General features: G+C 63.2%; 15 protein-coding genes. 10 read left to right on the top strand and 5 right to left on the bottom strand.

Annotated features, from left to right (window positions below):
* Positions 1 to 58: 58 nt before the first annotated feature.
* The 3 genes from TQ38_RS20845 to TQ38_RS20855 are packed head-to-tail and all read left to right on the top strand — an operon-like array spanning position 59 to position 3,488.
* Complete coding sequence (locus tag TQ38_RS20845; RefSeq protein WP_043977964.1) at positions 59 to 796, top strand: ABC transporter ATP-binding protein; 738 nt, start codon at positions 59 to 61, stop codon at positions 794 to 796.
* Positions 793 to 2,232 (top strand): DUF3526 domain-containing protein, encoded by a 1,440-nt coding sequence (locus TQ38_RS20850; protein WP_043977962.1) that lies wholly within the window; start codon positions 793 to 795, stop codon positions 2,230 to 2,232. The genes TQ38_RS20845 and TQ38_RS20850 overlap by 4 nt, the downstream gene beginning before the upstream one ends.
* Complete coding sequence (locus tag TQ38_RS20855; protein WP_043977960.1) at positions 2,229 to 3,488, top strand: DUF3526 domain-containing protein; 1,260 nt, start codon at positions 2,229 to 2,231, stop codon at positions 3,486 to 3,488. The genes TQ38_RS20850 and TQ38_RS20855 overlap by 4 nt, the downstream gene beginning before the upstream one ends.
* Positions 3,489 to 4,131: 643 nt before the next feature.
* Here the strand turns inward: TQ38_RS20855 and TQ38_RS20860 are convergent.
* Positions 4,132 to 5,109 carry an alpha/beta fold hydrolase gene (locus TQ38_RS20860; RefSeq protein WP_205316180.1) on the bottom strand — a complete coding sequence of 326 codons (978 nt, stop codon included), beginning with the start codon at positions 5,107 to 5,109 and terminating at the stop codon, positions 4,132 to 4,134.
* A gap of 33 nt (positions 5,110 to 5,142) precedes the next feature.
* A complete protein-coding gene (locus TQ38_RS20865) occupies positions 5,143 to 6,357 on the bottom strand; it encodes an MFS transporter (RefSeq protein ID WP_043977958.1) in 1,215 nt (404 codons plus the stop codon).
* 115 nt (positions 6,358 to 6,472) lie between these two features.
* On the opposite strand from TQ38_RS20865, the gene TQ38_RS20870 reads away from it, so the two are divergent.
* The gene (locus TQ38_RS20870) at positions 6,473 to 7,084 is read left to right on the top strand and encodes a TetR/AcrR family transcriptional regulator (protein WP_043977998.1); all 612 of its coding nucleotides are present in this window, start codon (positions 6,473 to 6,475) and stop codon (positions 7,082 to 7,084) included.
* Positions 7,085 to 7,578: 494 nt separating this feature from the next.
* Positions 7,579 to 8,802 carry an esterase family protein gene (locus tag TQ38_RS20875; RefSeq protein WP_052505873.1) on the top strand — a complete coding sequence of 408 codons (1,224 nt, stop codon included), beginning with the start codon at positions 7,579 to 7,581 and terminating at the stop codon, positions 8,800 to 8,802.
* Between the two features lie 677 nt (positions 8,803 to 9,479).
* On the opposite strand, the gene TQ38_RS20880 is transcribed toward TQ38_RS20875, so the two are convergent.
* Positions 9,480 to 9,863 (bottom strand): hypothetical protein, encoded by a 384-nt coding sequence (locus TQ38_RS20880; RefSeq protein ID WP_043977957.1) that lies wholly within the window; start codon positions 9,861 to 9,863, stop codon positions 9,480 to 9,482.
* Positions 9,864 to 11,035: 1,172 nt separating this feature from the next.
* On the opposite strand from TQ38_RS20880, the gene TQ38_RS20890 reads away from it, so the two are divergent.
* Entirely contained in the window at positions 11,036 to 11,593 is a 558-nt protein-coding gene (locus TQ38_RS20890; RefSeq protein WP_043977954.1) for a type 1 glutamine amidotransferase domain-containing protein, read from the top strand.
* A gap of 11 nt (positions 11,594 to 11,604) precedes the next feature.
* A complete protein-coding gene (locus tag TQ38_RS20895; protein WP_043977951.1) occupies positions 11,605 to 12,234 on the top strand; it encodes a YbhB/YbcL family Raf kinase inhibitor-like protein in 630 nt (209 codons plus the stop codon).
* A gap of 491 nt (positions 12,235 to 12,725) precedes the next feature.
* Here the strand turns inward: TQ38_RS20895 and TQ38_RS20900 are convergent, their stop codons facing one another.
* On the bottom strand, positions 12,726 to 13,910 hold the full coding sequence (locus TQ38_RS20900) for an FAD-dependent monooxygenase (RefSeq protein WP_043977948.1): 1,185 nt from the start codon (positions 13,908 to 13,910) through the stop codon (positions 12,726 to 12,728).
* Between the two features lie 432 nt (positions 13,911 to 14,342).
* Positions 14,343 to 15,248: a LysR family transcriptional regulator gene (locus tag TQ38_RS20905; protein ID WP_043977945.1), complete on the bottom strand. Its 906-nt coding sequence runs from the start codon at positions 15,246 to 15,248 to the stop codon at positions 14,343 to 14,345.
* 120 nt (positions 15,249 to 15,368) lie between these two features.
* Here TQ38_RS20905 and TQ38_RS20910 point away from each other — a divergent pair, with 120 nt between their 5' ends.
* Genes TQ38_RS20910 through TQ38_RS20915 form a run of 3 tightly spaced genes read left to right on the top strand, consistent with a single transcriptional unit; the run spans position 15,369 to position 16,482 of the window.
* Positions 15,369 to 15,698, top strand: a complete 330-nt coding sequence (locus tag TQ38_RS20910; RefSeq protein ID WP_043977943.1) for a nuclear transport factor 2 family protein — start codon at positions 15,369 to 15,371, stop codon at positions 15,696 to 15,698.
* Positions 15,695 to 15,874, top strand: coding sequence for a hypothetical protein (locus tag TQ38_RS31035; protein ID WP_240198170.1), 180 nt, complete (start codon positions 15,695 to 15,697; stop codon positions 15,872 to 15,874). The genes TQ38_RS20910 and TQ38_RS31035 overlap by 4 nt, the downstream gene beginning before the upstream one ends.
* Positions 15,875 to 15,921: 47 nt before the next feature.
* Complete coding sequence (locus TQ38_RS20915) at positions 15,922 to 16,482, top strand: SDR family oxidoreductase (protein ID WP_240198178.1); 561 nt, start codon at positions 15,922 to 15,924, stop codon at positions 16,480 to 16,482.
* Positions 16,483 to 16,588: the final 106 nt, after the last annotated feature.

The following is a 16,588-nucleotide window of genomic DNA, read 5'->3' on the forward strand; positions in this document are numbered from 1 at the left end:
CCGGAGACCGCGAAACCCGCAGACATCCTGACCTTTTTAGCAATATTCGGGAAACACTATGACTGAGACGTCCCCGCCGATCCTGATCGAGAACCTCGCTGTCACTTACGGCGATCACCAGGTTCTGGATGGCCTTTCCCTTTCGGTGTCCGCAGGCAGTGTCATCGCCCTGTTGGGCGGCAACGGTGCAGGTAAATCGACTACGTTGTCGACTCTGCTGGGCTTCGTGAAAGCGCAAGGCGGCACGGTTTCGGTCTGCGGTATCGATCCCGGCTCCGCGCCCGACAAAGCCCGACGCCAGATCGCCTACCTGCCCGAGAACGTCGCGCTTTATGAACACCTGACGGCCGTGGAGAATGCGCAATACCTGCTGGCGCTTTCCGGCGGGAAGCAGGATCGTACGACTATCGTCGAGGCCTTCGGCGCTGCCGGTCTGCAGGAACGCGCCTGGAACCAGCGGCTCGGGGCCTTCTCCAAGGGGATGCGTCAGAAGGTGGCCATTGCGGTAGCGCTGCTGCGCGAAGTACCGGTGTTGCTGCTGGACGAGCCGACCTCGGGCCTCGATCCACGCGCGACCGCGGATTTTAACGCGCTGGTTCTTGCCGTGCGCGCACGCGGAACCGCCGTGCTGATGGTAACGCATGACCTGCTGAGCGCTGCCGACATTGCCGATCGCATCTGCTTCCTCGAAGCCGGGCGCATCGTCGAAGACGTGACGGCGCAGGGCGAGGACCGCTTCGACGTGCGCGCGTTGCACGCCCGCTTCGCGGTCGCCACGCAGAGGCTGGCGGCATGAACGCCGTTAATCTCATAGCGCGCGACGAGCTGCGGCTGATGCGCCGCAACCGCGTCGCCGGGATCGCCTGCGTGCTGCTAGTGCTGCTCACTCTGGTCGCGGGGGCAAGTTCCTGGGCGCACCAGCGCGGGATCGAGGACTTGCGCGCCCGTCACCAGCACAAGGCCGAACAGGCCTTCGACGCGCAGCCGGCCCGGCATCCGCATCGCATGGTCCACTACGGCACGTTCATCTTCCGCCCGCTGAGCGCGCTTGCCGCCTTCGATCCGGGCGTCGATGCCTTCACCGGCAATTCGATGTTCCTCGAAGGGCACCGTCAGAACACCGCCAACTTCGGCGACGTCAACCAAAGCTCGCTGCTGGTCCGCTTCGGCCAGTTGACGCCTTCCTTCGTGCTGCAGACGGTGGCGCCGTTGCTGCTGATCTTCCTCGGCTACGGCGCCATCGCCCGCGAGACCGAGAGCGGCACCTTGCGTGTGCTGATGATGCAGGGCGCGACGCGCGTGGCGATCGTGCGTGGGAAGCTGCGCGCGCTGGGCACCGTAGCTCTGCTGGTGGCACTGCCCGCAATCCTGGGACTTGTCGTGCTGGCGGGAACGTCTGGCGCGCCGATCCTGCCGATGGCCGTGATCGTGCTGGGCTATGCGGCATGGCTGCTCTTGTGGGTCACCGTCATCGTGCTGGTTTCCACGCTGGTCAGCCGCAGCCGCGACGCGCTGCTGGCGCTCGTGGCGATCTGGGCGGTGAGCGTCGTCCTGATCCCGCGTGTCGCGCCCGATATCGCTAGCGCGGCGGTGCCTCTGCAGAACCACCTTCAGACAGAAGTGGCGATCGCGCGCGACTTGCGCCGACTTGGTGATGCCCACAATCCGGATGACCCGCACTTCGCCGCGTTCAAGCGATCGGTGCTCCAGCGCTATGGCGTGGCCAGGGTGGAAGACCTGCCGGTCAACTACAAGGGCCTGCTCGGCATGGAGGGCGAGCGCATCACGTCGGCCCTGTTCGACCGCTACAGCGGCGGCAGCTACGCGGCCCAAGGATCGCAGAACGCCAATGTCCGGGCGGTGGGCGTAATCAGCCCGGCTATCGCCTTGCGTTCGCTTTCGATGGCAGCGGCGGGGACCGACTTCGCCGCGCATCGCCGATTCCTCCAACAGGCGGAAGCCTATCGTTACGATCTCGTGCAGCGGCTGAACCGGCTGCAGGCCGATGGCGTCACTTATTCTAACGACACCGCGAGTGACGCGGACGCCGACCGCCGTAAGCGCATCGCCGCCGGAAACTGGGAAAATATGCCCGACTTCACCTATCGCGCGCCTGACGGCGCAACACTCGCTGGCAGCGCCCTTCCGGGACTCGTTGTGGTCTCCGGATGGCTCGTGCTTGCCGGAGCCTTGCTTGCCGTCGCGACCGGCCGTCTGGGAGAGCGCAGATGACCTTGTGGATGCATGAAGCCCGCCTAATGCTGCGCCAGCGCCTCGCCATGATCGCACTCGGCCTGCTGGCTGTGCTGACGGCGGCGGCGTTGGTCGCGGGGATGGCCGAAGTCGCCCGCCAGCGCGCCGCCATCGCCGCCATTCCCGCAGCGCAGGCCGAGGACATCGGCGCCATCGCAGCCTGGGTCGACAAGGAGAAGGATGCGGGCAGCGCCGCCTACTATAGCTTCCACCCGACCTGGGATACGCCGGCGCCGCTCGCCTTCGCGGCGCTAGGGATGCGCGATGTCTCCCCCTACATCCTGCGCGTGCGGGCGCTGGGCCTCGAAGCGCAGATCTACGATGGTGATACCTTCAACCCGGAACTGGCGCTTCCCGGCCGCTTCGACTTCGCCTTCGTGCTCGTGTTCCTTGCCCCGCTGTTTGTCATCGCGCTGTGTCACGACCTGACCTCGGGCGAGCGGGAGGCCGGGCGCTGGCGCACGCTTGCCGCTCTCCCGCACGGCGGCGCGGCCTTGTGGCGACGCCGCACCCTGCTGCGTCTTGCCCTACTCTGCGCGGCGATCGGCATGCCCTTCGCCGTTGCGGCGGCCATTTCGGGCGTCATGGTCGGCGCGATCCTCGTCGTTCTGCTGGTGGTCGCTGCCTACCTGCTGTTCTGGATCGGCCTGAGTGCCCTCATCGGTCGGCTGCTCTGGAGCAGCGTCGCCAATGCGGCGAGCCTCGCCGCACTCTGGCTGGTGCTCGTGCTGGTCCTGCCCACGCTCGGCCATGTCGCGATCAACCGGGCCATCCCGGTGAATCAGGGTGCCGAGATCGCCCTTGCCCAGCGCGAGGCGGTCAACCACGCGTGGGACATCCCGCGCGAGGACACGATGCGGGCCTTCTACGCCAACCACCCGCAATGGGCGGATTCCGCGCCTCTGGGCACCGCGTTCCATTACAAGTGGTACTTCGCCTTTCACCAGGTCGGCGACGAGAGCGTGGCGGGCAAGGTGCGCACTTATCGGAAGGGCCTTGAGACCCGCGATCAAACCGCGCGTAGTCTCGGCTGGGTTTTGCCTTCGGTTGGCGTGCAGGCGCTGCTGACCGGGATGGCGCGGACTGACCTTACAGCGCAACTCGCCTATCGCGACCAGATCCGCGACTACCACCGCAGCCTTCGCGAGTTCTACTATGGATACATGTTCCGCGACCGCCCTTTCGGCAAGGCGGACTTCGACCACGCCCCGCGCTTCGACGCGGCGATCGGATAGGTAGCGCGGTGGCAGCCATGTCGCCGCGCCACCCCAAGATCGAATAATGCTTGCCCCGCGGACCATTACCGAAACGCAAATGTCGTCATGCCAAATGTCTGCTCCCCCGTAGGACCCGGAATGGCGGCATCCTAGGATCCCCGGCTGAAAGCCGCCATTCTCCTTACGACTAGTATTGTATATCCGGAAAAGGGAAGGCTGACGGACCAGGCCTGGGGGCGTGAAATTGACTGCTGAACGAACGCGAAGGGTTGGCCGCGATGGGCAGGGTCTGGGACAAAGCGGTCATCGGATGTGCCCGACAGGAACGGCAGCTCCCGACGAAAGCAGATGCTCGCAGTAGAAGCTCTGGTAGAGCGGCAATGCGCATGTTCGCCCGGTCCAATTATGGAGACACAAAGGCGCAGAGCGGGCTATCCGTCTGGCGGCTTGCGCCGCCCGCTTGTTGGCAGGCATCTCTCCCCACGAGCTGACATCCGTTCACTAAACTGCCGTTTTTTGAACGCCTAGAGTGGCTTGGGCCGGGGCCGCCCTCCTGTAAATATCAGCGCTAATTGGTACGCGTTGCCAGAGGTAAATGTCACGCTCGTAATCCCGATGTGATCGATCCCGCATACATTGCCGGGCATGCTGGCATTCTGCGTCATGGTCGCGCCAGGAAGGAGGTAATCAGTGGGTCCAGCGCCGGTCCGCATTCCTCGGGAACCCAGTGACCGCACCCGGGCAGCACGTGCGCCTCGACGTTGGTGGCGTAGCGTCGAATGTTTTCCGGCTGACTGGCGCCGAAGCCGCCATTGCCGCCCCCGCCAACGGCAAGAACCGGGATGGTCAGCTTGCTCGCTGCCAGCGCCTGATTTTGCACGATTGATCGAGGTAAAGCGCGGTAATATTCGAACGCGTGATGGAACGTCTGCGGCTTTGCATAGGAGCGAACGTAGCGATCGATCAGCTCATCGGTGAACACCGCTTGGTTGCTCGCATGATGGCGAATGAAGTGCGTCAAGAACAGCCGCTCATTGCCTTTCACCATCGCGTCCGCCAACTGATCGTCGGCTGCGAAAAAGCTATGATGCCAGCCCGGTGCCTCACCGGTCGCGACGAACGCGGGTAGCGAATAGAGCGTGTCGTCGGGTACAGTCGCTTCTATAAAAGCGGCCTTGACGATGTCGGCGGGGTGACGCGCGACCATCGGATAGCTGTTCCAGATGCCGATATCGTGCGCGACCAGATAGAAGGGTTTGTCCGGGCTGAAACGCTTGGCGAATTTGTACAGATAATCGGAAATGTCGACGCCGGTGTAGGAAGTGCGGGGCGCTTCCGACAGGCCAAGACCCGGCAGCTCGACCGCCACCACCGTAAAGCTCCCGGCAAGTTCCGGCATGAGGCGGTTCCACTCATACCATGTCTGCCCGAAACCGTGGACGAGGAGCACGAGCGGGCCTCGACCGCCGCGCACGAAATGCAGCTTCACGCCGTCAATGGTTTCGTAGCCGCCGCTGAACCCATTAGGAATCGGGAATTCCTCTTGCGCGGCGGGTAGAACCGCACGCGGCGCGGCTTGGATCGGCGCTGCTGTCATAGCGAGTGCAGCAAGCGCGAAGGAGATGCTGTAGGGCTTCATGTTTGATCCTCGTTTTCGAAGAAAAGGAGCGGGTCAGCGGCCTGACGGCGCGCGGTGACCGGGTGGAAAGGCGAAACGGCGTGCGGCCAGCGCGATGAGAAAGGCTATCAGGGCCAGCGCCGCGACAGCGGGCGGCAGCAGCGAGGTCCCTCCCGTCGTGAGCAGCACCCCGCCGAGCGCACCGCCGGCCGCGATCGCCAGGTTCCACGCAGTGGTCACCATCGCCTGTGCCAGATCGACGCCATCACCGGCCGCATCCGCCGACGCGGTCTGCATCATCGCCCCGGCACCGCCAAAGCCCAGGCCCCAGATGACGACCGCCGCATAGACGGCAATGCCCTGTTCGCCGGCAATCGTGAGGAGTACCGCGACCGCCGCGAACGATCCGATCGCAAGGAGTACCAGCACGCGAAGCATCCGATCCACCAGTCGCCCTACGGTCCAGATGCCGGCGAGCGAACTAAGGCCGAATGCAAGCAGCACGAGATCGACCCGAACGGCCGCAGCCGTCGTGAACGGCGCGATGTAGGTGTACAGGATGTTGTGCGCCGTCATCCAGGTTAGGATGACGAGCAGGATCGACACGACACCCGGCGTGGCGATGACCCGGCGTAGCGACGGACGATCGTCGCCCGTCCGACCGGGCGCATCGGGCACTTTTGCGATGATCCAGCCTATCAGCACGACGCTGAGCGCGGAAAGGATCAGAAACGATCCGCGCCACCCAACCAGACCACCCAGGAAGGTCCCCAAGGGTACCCCCAGCGAGAGCGCCAGCGGCACGCCAACCATGGCAAGCGCCATGGCCGGTCCGGTCTGGTCCGGACGTACGATGCTGCGCGCGTAACCTGCGAGAATCCCCCAAGCGAGCCCCGCCGCGCACCCGGCGACGAACCGCGCGACCAGCACGAGGCTGATAGACCCCGCCCATGCCGTCAGCGTGTTGCCGACAACGAAGCAGATAATGGTGCCGAGCAGTACCGGCCGTCGGGGAAGGCCCTGGGTCAAGCTGGTAAGCGGAATCGCCGCGAGCAAGGACCCCAGAGCATAGACCGCAACAAGTTGTCCCGCGATTGCTTCAGAGATCAGCAGGCCAGAGGCAATTTGCGGCAGCAAGCCAGCGGGAAGCGTCTCGGTAACGATGCACAGGAAGCCACTGGCGGCGAGGCCTGACAGTGCGGCGGTAGGGAGTGCGGTACGCGGCACCGACCCGCTTTCGACGAGGCCAAGCGAGGGGGAAGGCGGCATGATTGTCCTTATTCGTCGGTTCGTGCCTGCCCCGGGCCGTGACGATCCGGGGCATGGCTATTTCACTTAATGGTCGCTATACAAATATGAACTAGCGATGCAAACGGATTCTGTAGTGAACGTTAATGAAAATAAGCGGCAGCGGGGACGACCGCGCGGATTCGTGCTCGACGCAGCGGTTGAGGTCGGGCAACATCTCTTTCACGAGCACGGCTATGAGAGCGTCAGCGTCGCCGCGCTGACCGAGGCGATCGGGATTACGCCGCCGAGCTTCTACGCGGCGTTCGGCAGCAAGGCCGCCTTCTTCAAGGATACGTTGCGGCTCTATTCGGCCACCGTCGTGCCGCTGGATCGCTTTCTGGTTCAAGGCATCGCGCCCACGACGGCGCTCTGCGATATGCTACGCGCTGCGGCGCGTGCTTATGCCGCCCATCCACAGCGGCGTGGTTGCCTCATCCTCGAACATGCCAAGGCCGGGACGACAGATTGGGGCATCGCGGCTGCACAGATCGCAAGGGAAAATCGCGAGCGAGTGCGAGTGTTTCTCGAAGGGTCTGACAGCGACGCACCTGAGCGTATCGCGGATTACGTTTCTACGACGATGCTCGGCCTGTCGGCCGCTGCGCGGGAGGGATGGAAGGAAGCAAGACTCCTCGCTGTTGCGGAGACGGCAGCAGAGGCGCTGACTTATTGCGAGGCTCATGCAAGAGGGCCAGTTCCTTCCTGAGACGGCTTTCCCGATTGGATTTTTTTGAGAAAAGCGACGAGGAGCAATGTGCGTAAAACGGCCGTTTTCCCAACACACCGGCATACGGCCTGCCAAAGCCGGCCCCTGCCGCGGGTCAATGTTCATCAACCGGTTCGGAAACAATGACAGTAAAGGCCCACGTACATCAGCTATCTGCACAGAGGTGCCCTATAGGCGAATATCCGGTTCGGAGTAGTGTTGCGGAGATAGCTGACGGTCACGCGAAGTCGGTGGTCCATCCATCTCCACCGAACCATCGACCGAAAAAAGGAATCGGCCGCACCGGCGGGGGGGCAACTTGGTGCGTTCGAAGGGGGCGATCGCCCTCGGTGGCGATTTTGCACGGCCCTTTTGTTCCCTCTGCTGGGCACGTTACGGCGCAGAACGACCGCTTGGCGGAGAGGCGCGCTTCGCGCCTTGCCCGTTAGTGTGCTTCGGGCAGCTTTTGCCTTTCTTCCAAGACAAGGCACGCCATGTCCGAACAACGTCCGCACCAAGCACCGCTATTATCCTTCCTGCTTGCCGGCACGCTGGCCAGCGTCGCGCCGGCTGCCGCCACTCCTGCACTGGCGGCGGAACCCATCACGCCCTGCGATCAGGCCGGCGCGGCCGCGCCGCCCGCACCCTCGGTCAGCATCAGCGCCGATCATCATGTCGGCTTTCGCCTCTGCGCGCCCGCAGCGCAGACCGTGGCGCTGACCAGCGGCGACCTCACCCTCGACATTCCGCCCGGCACCGCGCGCGGCGCAGCCAAGCCGCAACCCATGGTCCGCGACGCCAGTGGCCTTTGGACCACCACTCTGCCCGATCCGGTGCCGCCAGGCACCTATCGCTACGCCTTCCTCGTTGATGGCGTGCGCGTGGCCGATCCGGTCGCGCGCCGCTTCTCGCAGGGCTATGCCGGCACCGAAGCGCTGCTCGAAATTCCCAGCGGGCCGTCCTCGCTGCAGACATGGAACCCGGCCGTCTCCCATGGCCTGGTCGGCACAATCGACTATGAGGCAAAGGCACTTGGGACACAGCGCCGCGCCCATATCTATCTGCCGCCCGACTATTTCGCTTCGGGCGCCCGCCGCTATCCCGTGCTCTATCTGGTCCATGGCGCCGGTGGATCGGACGACAGCTGGACCTCAGCCGGGCGCGCGAACGTGATTCTCGACAATCTGATCGCCGCCGGCAAGGCCAAGCCGATGATCGTCGTCATGCCGGACGGCATCACGCCCTTCCGTCCCGGCGTCATGACCATCGACAATCCCGATTTCGGCAACGATCTGCTCCAGGACCTGATCCCAGCCATTGATCGCCAGTATCGCACGTTGGCCGAACCCGCGACGCGCGCCATGGCGGGCCTGTCCATGGGAGGATCGCACACCTATCGCACCGGCCTCACCCATCCGGAGGTCTTTCAGTGGATCGGCATATTCGGTATGGGCCTCGGCCAGGCGGCAGACCCCAATCCCAATCGCATCACCGATTATCGCAGCAAATACGACGCCGTGCTGCGCCGCGACGCCACCGAATTGCGCCTGCTCTATTTCGCCATGGGCCGTGACGATTTCCTCTACCCAACCTCAGCCAAGACGCGAGCGATGTTCGACGCCTATCATATCCCCTTCGTCTACAAGGAGAGCGAGGGCGGCCACACATGGGCCAACTGGCGCCTCTTCTTCGAGGATTTCGTGCCCCACCTCTTCTAGGCGGCTTGGACAAATTCGAGATCGTCTGGTTTCGATCCAATAGCCCACTCGCAGCCGCCCGACCTGCAAACGACCAGTTCCGGCGTCAGCGGACAGTCCGACGGCCGCACCGGAACGGCGCAAGTTGGTCGTGTCCAGACTGCTCGGTTCGCTTCGCCTTCGCCTTCGCCGTTGGTTGCCAAGTATCTTTCAGCACTTGAGGTGGAAACAGTAAAAGATCAACGTGGTGTGGCGACCGTCTTTCGAGGGGGCAGTCAGTCCGCGCAGACCGCGACCGGGACCATCGCCATGCTCCCCCCGCTCGATACTGGACGCATTTCCGTGCGCGTTCGACGGCAAGGTTTGCCGCCTGCTCTCATGGGCGCTCGCTGACGCGCCTGCCGTCGCTTCTCCGCCACGTCATTCTCGGGCATAGCCAGGATCGTCGTCAGGCTTCGGCAGGCTCTTTCCCATCATTTCGCACGCGCCGCTCGTCTCGCGACCGATATCTGCACTGATCTTCAGGACTTACGGTTGCATACGAGCAGCGATCCGTGGGATAGGCCGATCTGCCAGCTTGAGCCTTGGCGGAAACCTGTGCGACGAATATAGCCAAAGTCGCTATGCTGATCGCGAGCCACTCTGAGCGTTGCAGCGACAATCAAACATCTCCTGCGCAGGCCTTCGCCCGGCCCGTACTATTGGCGTTCCGGGCATCTGCCTTGGCGCATCAGCAGACGATGATAGACCGCGACTTGCTGATGAGCCCAGTTCAGAGCCGCCTGTTCGTTCGTTTTTCGGACCTGGCTGCGGTATCGATTGACAATAAGGTTGCCGTCGGGCTCGGAGAGGTTCGCCAGCGCACATCGCGCCGCGGGTCCACTCGAGCGAAGCTTTGCGAACAACTCGGTCTTCGCAGACCACTCGCCGGTTTCGCCGTCGCCTTTGTAGCGATGGTTGTGCGTGTCCGCCCATCCTGGAACATAATTGTAGTCCTGCGCCAAAGCGGGATGTGACCCGGCGGCGACCAGTACGGCGCATAGCGCCAGGACGGCCAGCCCGGAACTCCTGGTCCTGCTCATCGGCACTTTCCTTCAGCGACCAACCGTGCCCGGTAGCGCCTGCCATGTTCCTCCAGCCAAGCATCGGCGCTTTGCCTGCCATCGGTGCGCAGCCGACGCGCGTGCTCGGCCTCCATTGCACGGCGTTCGGGGCCGGGACCAGAGTTTGCAAAGCATCTGTTGGAAACCGGAGCGCCGCTCTTCCGGCCGCTCGCTATGTCCCCGGATATCTTGTTCGCCATCGTGCTTGTCGATGTCTGCCCCATGGGCATCGGATCGACGGGGGCATATTGGGCCACTGCCATTGGTGCTACCGAAAACGATACTAGGAAGGCCGCGAGATACGACGCTTGATCCTTCATCGTAGACTGCTCCTGCGTATTAAAGTGCCGATCATAAGTAACAGTCGATCACCTGATCCCTTCCTGAACCGATTGATATGCGCAGCGGTACAGCGCAAGCATGCAGCAGCCGGTCGCACAGCACATCATCTTCCGCCGAACACCAGCTCTCGGGAAAAGCAGGCACTCGCGTGGTCGTTGCTGAACGGCGCGAATTGGTCGAACGCAGCGGTTTCATGATCGTCGAACAATCACGCGACATACCTTTGAGGCCATGGTGCGAGTCGCACGATAGGAACATAGGCAGGGCGGCGTCCGTCATCATGCCGGCCCAACGCATCAGCTGGCCGAACGGGACCGACGATCAGGCGACCGATGTGTTGGCTGCCGCCACGTCCTCCTCGCGTGCCGAGCGCGCTTCGGCTCGTGAGATCGCGACAGCCTTGCGGGTGAGATGCTTCCTCGTCGTTCTTCCTGCCCTGTTCGCCTGCGCGGCGGATGATTTGCAAGGACTGCTTTATCCCTCGTTCGCCGCCTTGGCGTTCGCCTTCTTCGCAGTCTCGCTGCCTTTGCCCTTCTTCTCGGCCATGCCATCTTCCCCTCTGTCGGCGGCACCTGCGCGGGGCCTGGACAGCGAACGATTGAGAAAACGCTCGGCTCATGTCGCCCCGTCGAGGCTGCTAGGCCTATGTGGATGCCGCTTGTAGCGCTCAATGCGAAGGCACTGCCGCGCAATTCGCGGGAACGGCTTGCCTGACCAGTCAGTTATCGATGCAAGTTCGGTGAATGCCGGCACAGCACGGTCGGCTCCACCAACATGGATTTGCCGGCAGACATATCGAAAGGAAGCCAATGTCCCTCAAAGGCAAATCCATCGCGATCCTGATCGCGCCGCGCGGCACCGAAGAGCCTGAGTTCGTCCAGCCCAAACAGGCGGTTGAGGAGGCGGGCGGCGAGGTCACGGTCATCAGTTTGGAAGGCGGTACTGCCAAGACCAACAACAAAGACCTCGGCCCGGGTGGCGAGTACGCGATCGACAAGACCTTCGCCGATGTCTCTGCGGATGCCTTTGACGGTCTGATTATCCCGGGCGGTTGCGTCGGCGCGGATAAGTTGCGCGCATCCAGCGAAGCAGTCGCATTTGTTAAGGCGTTCTTCGACCAAAAGAAACCGGTCGCCGTGATTTGCCACGGCCCGTGGCTGCTGGTCGAGGCCGATGTCGTCGATGGACGTCGACTGACGTCCTTCTCGAGCATCCGTACCGACGTCGAGAATGCCGGAGGCAGCTGGGTCGACGAAGAGGTGGTTGTCGATGAGGGGCTGGTGACGAGCCGCAAGCCCGACGACCTGCCAGCCTTCTGCGCGAAGCTCGTCGAGGAGTTCGCCGAAGGTCGGCACGCTGACGGCTGAGGAAAAGCACTATGCTCGAACATGTGCCGGCGTGGCTCGGCTCCGCGCTTCGCAATGTCCGCGCCGGCCATGCCAATCTGATAATCGCCGATACCGGGATTGCCGTTCCCGAAGCGCGGCTGGATCTCGGGAGCCCGGCATTCGGCGATAGGGGCCGCTTGCCTGATCGGTTCACAGCGGACGGCGGCGGGGTGTCGCCACCCCTGATCTGGGACACGCCGCCCACCGGCACGAAAATGCTGGCGCTCGTCGTCGAAGACCCTGACGCGCCGGCACCGCATCCGCTCATACACGCCATCCTATGGGGTATCGATCCGACCGAACGCAGCTTGGCGGAAGGCGCGCTGGCTGGAACTGATGCTGGCAGCGCATCGATCGGGCGCAATTCTTACCTCGCCAGCGGGTGGCTACCGCCCGATCCGCCGACGGGGCACGGTGAGCATGATTATGTTTTTCAGCTATACGCGCTCGGCGAAGCGCCCGACCTTGGCGCGCATCCGGGCCGCGGTGCCGTCATAGACGCCCTGCGCGCAATTCCTGTTCTCGCTGTTGGCGTGCTGGTCGGTACATATTCGCGGGACATGGCGCCATCCGCATCTGGCAGGCGCCGGCCGTCCGCGGATAGCGCCGAGGTCGGCTAGCTTGGAAGATCCTAGACGGCCTGTTCGAGCGGTTCTGGCTTCCTCCAGTCAGGCAGTTTCTCCGCAGATGGTCATGCACGAGTTCGGCGCTGAACGGTTTGGAGATGAAGGTCGCCCCGGCTGGCATGTCACCATCTTTGAACAATATCCGCCAACTCACCACCACGATCTTTAGTTCGGGCGAGTGTTCAGCGACATAGCGGGCGAGCGCGAACCCGTTCATTGATCTCGACATCGGTAACCAGCGGCACGATGCTGCCGACGTGCTCCTGAAGCCTTTCGATCGCCTCATCGCCGGTCGAGGTTTCGAGCCACCGTACCGGCTTCGGGACGACACTAATCGAGCAAGCGCTCGCGCGCACGATAGCCGGAAAGGCTTGATCGACTACGCGGCCGAAGGCGTGATCCTAACAGTCGACGTTCCCCTGCTCGGCTAGGACGGCGAAGGCGCATCCAGCGAACAATGGCGGCAGGGTGTCCCGAAGCCCGCCTCAATCGAAGCGGGACAGATTGACTTCTTTACCTCGTCCGCTGAAAAGTCTGACGCTCAACCTGCGGACGATGTCCGAGCTGGCAACGCCGAGTACGCCATGGAGCAGGCTGATCCCTAGCCGGCTCTTGGGATGCATTAGGCTCGGCGCGATCTTCGGCACGCCCTGGCCGTCCTCGACCATCGGTCGCATCTGTTCCTCATAGGCCTGGAACGCAGCTTCGACATCTGCATTTCGGATCAGTTCCTGCGCCAGCACATAGGCGCCGGTGACCGCCAGGGTGGTGCCGATGCCCGCGAGCGGCGTAGCACACCAAGCGGCGTCGCCGGTCACGACGACGCGGCCGGACGCCCAGCGAGGCAGGCGCACCTGTCGAAGCACGTCGAAGTAGAAGTCGTCGGTGCCATCCATCGCCGCGAGGATGCGCGGCGTCTCCCAGCCCGCGTCCGCGAAGCGCTCGTGCAAGAAGGTCTTCTGGCGTTCGACATCCCAGTCTTGCTCGCCCTCGGCTTCCTTCGAGAGCGACAGCATAGCGCGGGTTGTGCCGTGACGGTCGGGGCGGAGCGAGGCGCTGCGCTTGCCTGGCGCATTGAACCAGCGCCACATCCGATCGTCGGCATCCGTTCGCGGAATGGTGAAATAGGCGATGGTCATATCCATCCACCGCGGGTTGTTTTCGCCGCTAAAGACCAGTTCGCGTGTCGAGGAGCCGACCCCCTCAGCCACAATCACCGCGTCGAAGGTCTCGGTCGTGCCACTGGAGAAGGTGACGCTGGCACCAACCCTGGTCTCCTCGACCGCCTCGATCAGATCGCCGAACCGATAAGTTGCGCGATCCTTCGCCGCGTCATAGAGAATACGAGCCAGATCGCCCCGTAGAATCTCCATCTCCGCAGTCGGACCGTCGTTTCCGTTCTCGTCCACCGCGAACCGCGCTGCCTCGCTGCCGTCCTCGTTGACCCAGACCGTTCCTTCCTCACCGGTGCCATTGTCGAGCGCCGCCCCCTCCAGGCCAAGCCGGCGAAGCACGTCGCGCCCGACGCCGCGTACATCGACATTCTGCCCACCGTCACGAAACGCCTCGGCACGCTCGACCACGACGACCTCGAAATCGTGGTCGGCAAGCACCGCGGCCACAGTGTTGCCGGCCACACTTGCGCCGGTGATGAGGATGCGTTTGGGCATGTAGGTCTCCTTGCCCGATAAACCCCATCGCCGATGATTGCGTTCCCGTCTGATCAGCGTCGGTCCTATGGGAGGCTCGCTAACCGATCGCGTACGGCCCAGTCCGAGCGACATGGCGGTTCGGATCGGGGGTACCGTTTTCCCAGTAGACTGGGCTCCGGTCGCCGAAGGCGACTTTCGCCCAATCGACCGCATCATCGGTTCTCGCTTCCTCCTGGGGAAATCAAATGAGTAAGTTTAGGGCACGTTGCTGCCAACCGTTTTCAAGTCGCCGAGCGGCAGGTTTGGCAGAAGCCGTCTTGGCCGCTGCTGGCATAAACCGACGCGCAGCAATGCGCCAGAATATCGGCTATCCAACTCGTTCGCGGGCATACTGAAAGCCGCTGTCCTCCGCGCCCATTTGACAACCATCGCCGCGAAGGTGCGCAAGGCCTACCCCGAGGCTGTGGCGGTGAATTCGCGTGCCATTTCAGTGAAAGCGCGGAACGCAGCTGACCGGTTTTTACGGCCAGGATAATAAAGGCACAAGGGCGCCAACGGCGGCGTCCAGTCTTCGAGCACTTGGATCAACCTGCCAGCGTAGATGTCATCGCGGACGTCGGACTCCATGAAAAACCCAATGCCCATCGCTTTCATGACAGCGATGCGTGAAAGACTGGCCTCATCTAGTGTAAGCGGGCCTTTCACGTCGATCTGAACCGCCTGCCCGTTCTTTTCGAAATGCCAGGGATATAGCCGGCCATTGGGCAACCTGATGCGCAGACAGGCATGTTTTAGCAGGTCCGGTGGCACTACCGGCTTTTCGATATTCTCGAAATACGTCGGCGATGCCACCACCGCAAACCGCCGTTGCCTGCCGAGCTTCACCGCAATCATGTCGCTTGGCACAAGGTCGGCGCTGCGCACGCCGATGTCGAACCCGTCAGCGACGATATCGACCAACCGGCCTTCAGTGACCAGATCGACGTGGACCTGCGGATAGCGCCGTACGAAGTCGAAGATAAGCGGAGACAGGATCTCCCGCGCCGCGGTGGCGAATGCATTGATCCGAAGCACGCCGGACGGCGTGTTCTGCTGCGAGCGCACACCGTCCATCGCGTCATGGATGTCCTTGAGCGCAGGCGCGACCTGTGCGACGAAATTGCGCCCGGCGTCGGTCAGTGAAACGCTGCGTGTTGTCCGATTAAACAAGCGTACGCCCAGAAGCCGCTCGATCTTGCCGATGGTGTTGCTGAGGGCAGTCGTCGACATGCCGAGCTCGAGCGCCGCCTGGCGGAAGGACGTCTTGCGCGCGACCGCAAGCACCGCGTCGAGTTCAACGAGACTATGCCCTGTCATTATCCACCTTTTCGCATCACTACATCCCATATCATCCCGATTATCGCTCGCATGATCTATCTCTAAGTTCGCCTCACAGCTTTCGGCCGGTTGGCCCTAGCGATGCAGAGGAGATTCCCGATGACCCCAGAACTACCCACGCCAATCGCCGAATTCGTCGAGGCCAACGCGCGGCTCGATGTCGATGCCATGCTGAAGCCGTTCGCAGGGGATGCCGTCGCTTCCGACATGGGGAAGAGCCATGAAGGACACGCCGAGCTCAGGACCTGGTTCGAAGAGGAGGTGATCGCAGTCAAAGCGATCTTCACGCCGGACACCGCCCGCAATGAGAATGGCCAGGTCGTGGTCGAGGGCTCTGCCCATGGCGACTTCAAGGGCAGTCCGATCCGCTTCACCTATCACTTCGATCTCGAAGGCGACGCGATCAAGACGATGGAGATAACGGCATGAGAGTCCAGGCTGATCCCGCCGAGTTCGCCGGCAAGCGCGTGCTCGTCAGCGGTGGCACCAAGGGTCTCGGCCGCGCCACAGTGGAACGCTTCCTCGCCGGCGGCGCGCGGGTGATCACCGCCGCCCGCGTAACCCGCGACCCCATCGACGGCGCCGAATATGTTGAGGCGGCCTGACGACGGCTGAGGGCGGAGAGGCGCTGGTCAAGGCGGCGCTCGAACGCCTGGGCGGCGTCGACATCCTCGCCCACGTGATCGGCGGTTCTTCGGCGCCGGGCGGCGGGTTCGTAGCCCTCACGGATGAGCACTGGCTGTCCGAGTTGAACCTCAACCTTTTGGCGACGGTCCGACTGGACCGCCTCCTTATCCCGCAGATGGTCGAGCGGGGCGACGGCACTGTAGTGCACGTGACGTCCATCCAGTCGATCCTGCCCCTCCCAGAGTCCACGACCGCCTACGCCGCCGCCAAAGCCGCACTGCGGACCTACAGCAAGTCCATCTCCAAAGAACTTGGACCAAAGGGCGTGCGGGTCAACGCGGTCTCTCCGGGCTGGATCATGACAGAGTCGTCCGTCGAGATGTTGAAGCGGCTGCAAGCCGCCAATGGCGGGACGATCGAGGAAGCTCGGCAGATGGTCCTGGACGGTCTTGGCGGCATCTCGATCGGCCGCGCAGCGGAGCCGCATGAGGTCGCAGACCTCATTGCCTATCTGTCATCCGATCGCGCAGCCTCGATTCACGGCGCCGAGTTCATCATCGACGGTGGGACGGTGTCCACCGTCTGAGGCAACCGCCCGCGATGTTTGCGTAAGCATCTGACGTCGGGGGCAGTGACGCCGCTACTGTATCCGACGAAGGACGCAACCATAGTGGCCGGCTCGCAAACGTCCA

This window comes from Novosphingobium sp. P6W, from assembly GCF_000876675.2.
Lineage (GTDB): Bacteria > Pseudomonadota > Alphaproteobacteria > Sphingomonadales > Sphingomonadaceae > Novosphingobium.

Coding starts and splice junctions, on each gene's coding strand:
- TQ38_RS20905 (WP_043977945.1), bottom strand. CDS start 15,248: ATGACAGGGCATAGTCTCGTTGAACTCGACGCGGTGCTTGCGGTCGCG.
- TQ38_RS20895 (WP_043977951.1), top strand. CDS start 11,605: ATGCTCGAACATGTGCCGGCGTGGCTCGGCTCCGCGCTTCGCAATGTC.
- TQ38_RS31035 (WP_240198170.1), top strand. CDS start 15,695: ATGAGAGTCCAGGCTGATCCCGCCGAGTTCGCCGGCAAGCGCGTGCTC.
- TQ38_RS20860 (WP_205316180.1), bottom strand. CDS start 5,109: ATGAAGCCCTACAGCATCTCCTTCGCGCTTGCTGCACTCGCTATGACA.
- TQ38_RS20875 (WP_052505873.1), top strand. CDS start 7,579: ATGTCCGAACAACGTCCGCACCAAGCACCGCTATTATCCTTCCTGCTT.
- TQ38_RS20850 (WP_043977962.1), top strand. CDS start 793: ATGAACGCCGTTAATCTCATAGCGCGCGACGAGCTGCGGCTGATGCGC.
- TQ38_RS20845 (WP_043977964.1), top strand. CDS start 59: ATGACTGAGACGTCCCCGCCGATCCTGATCGAGAACCTCGCTGTCACT.
- TQ38_RS20865 (WP_043977958.1), bottom strand. CDS start 6,357: ATGCCGCCTTCCCCCTCGCTTGGCCTCGTCGAAAGCGGGTCGGTGCCG.
- TQ38_RS20855 (WP_043977960.1), top strand. CDS start 2,229: ATGACCTTGTGGATGCATGAAGCCCGCCTAATGCTGCGCCAGCGCCTC.
- TQ38_RS20880 (WP_043977957.1), bottom strand. CDS start 9,863: ATGAGCAGGACCAGGAGTTCCGGGCTGGCCGTCCTGGCGCTATGCGCC.
- TQ38_RS20910 (WP_043977943.1), top strand. CDS start 15,369: ATGACCCCAGAACTACCCACGCCAATCGCCGAATTCGTCGAGGCCAAC.
- TQ38_RS20900 (WP_043977948.1), bottom strand. CDS start 13,910: ATGCCCAAACGCATCCTCATCACCGGCGCAAGTGTGGCCGGCAACACT.
- TQ38_RS20890 (WP_043977954.1), top strand. CDS start 11,036: ATGTCCCTCAAAGGCAAATCCATCGCGATCCTGATCGCGCCGCGCGGC.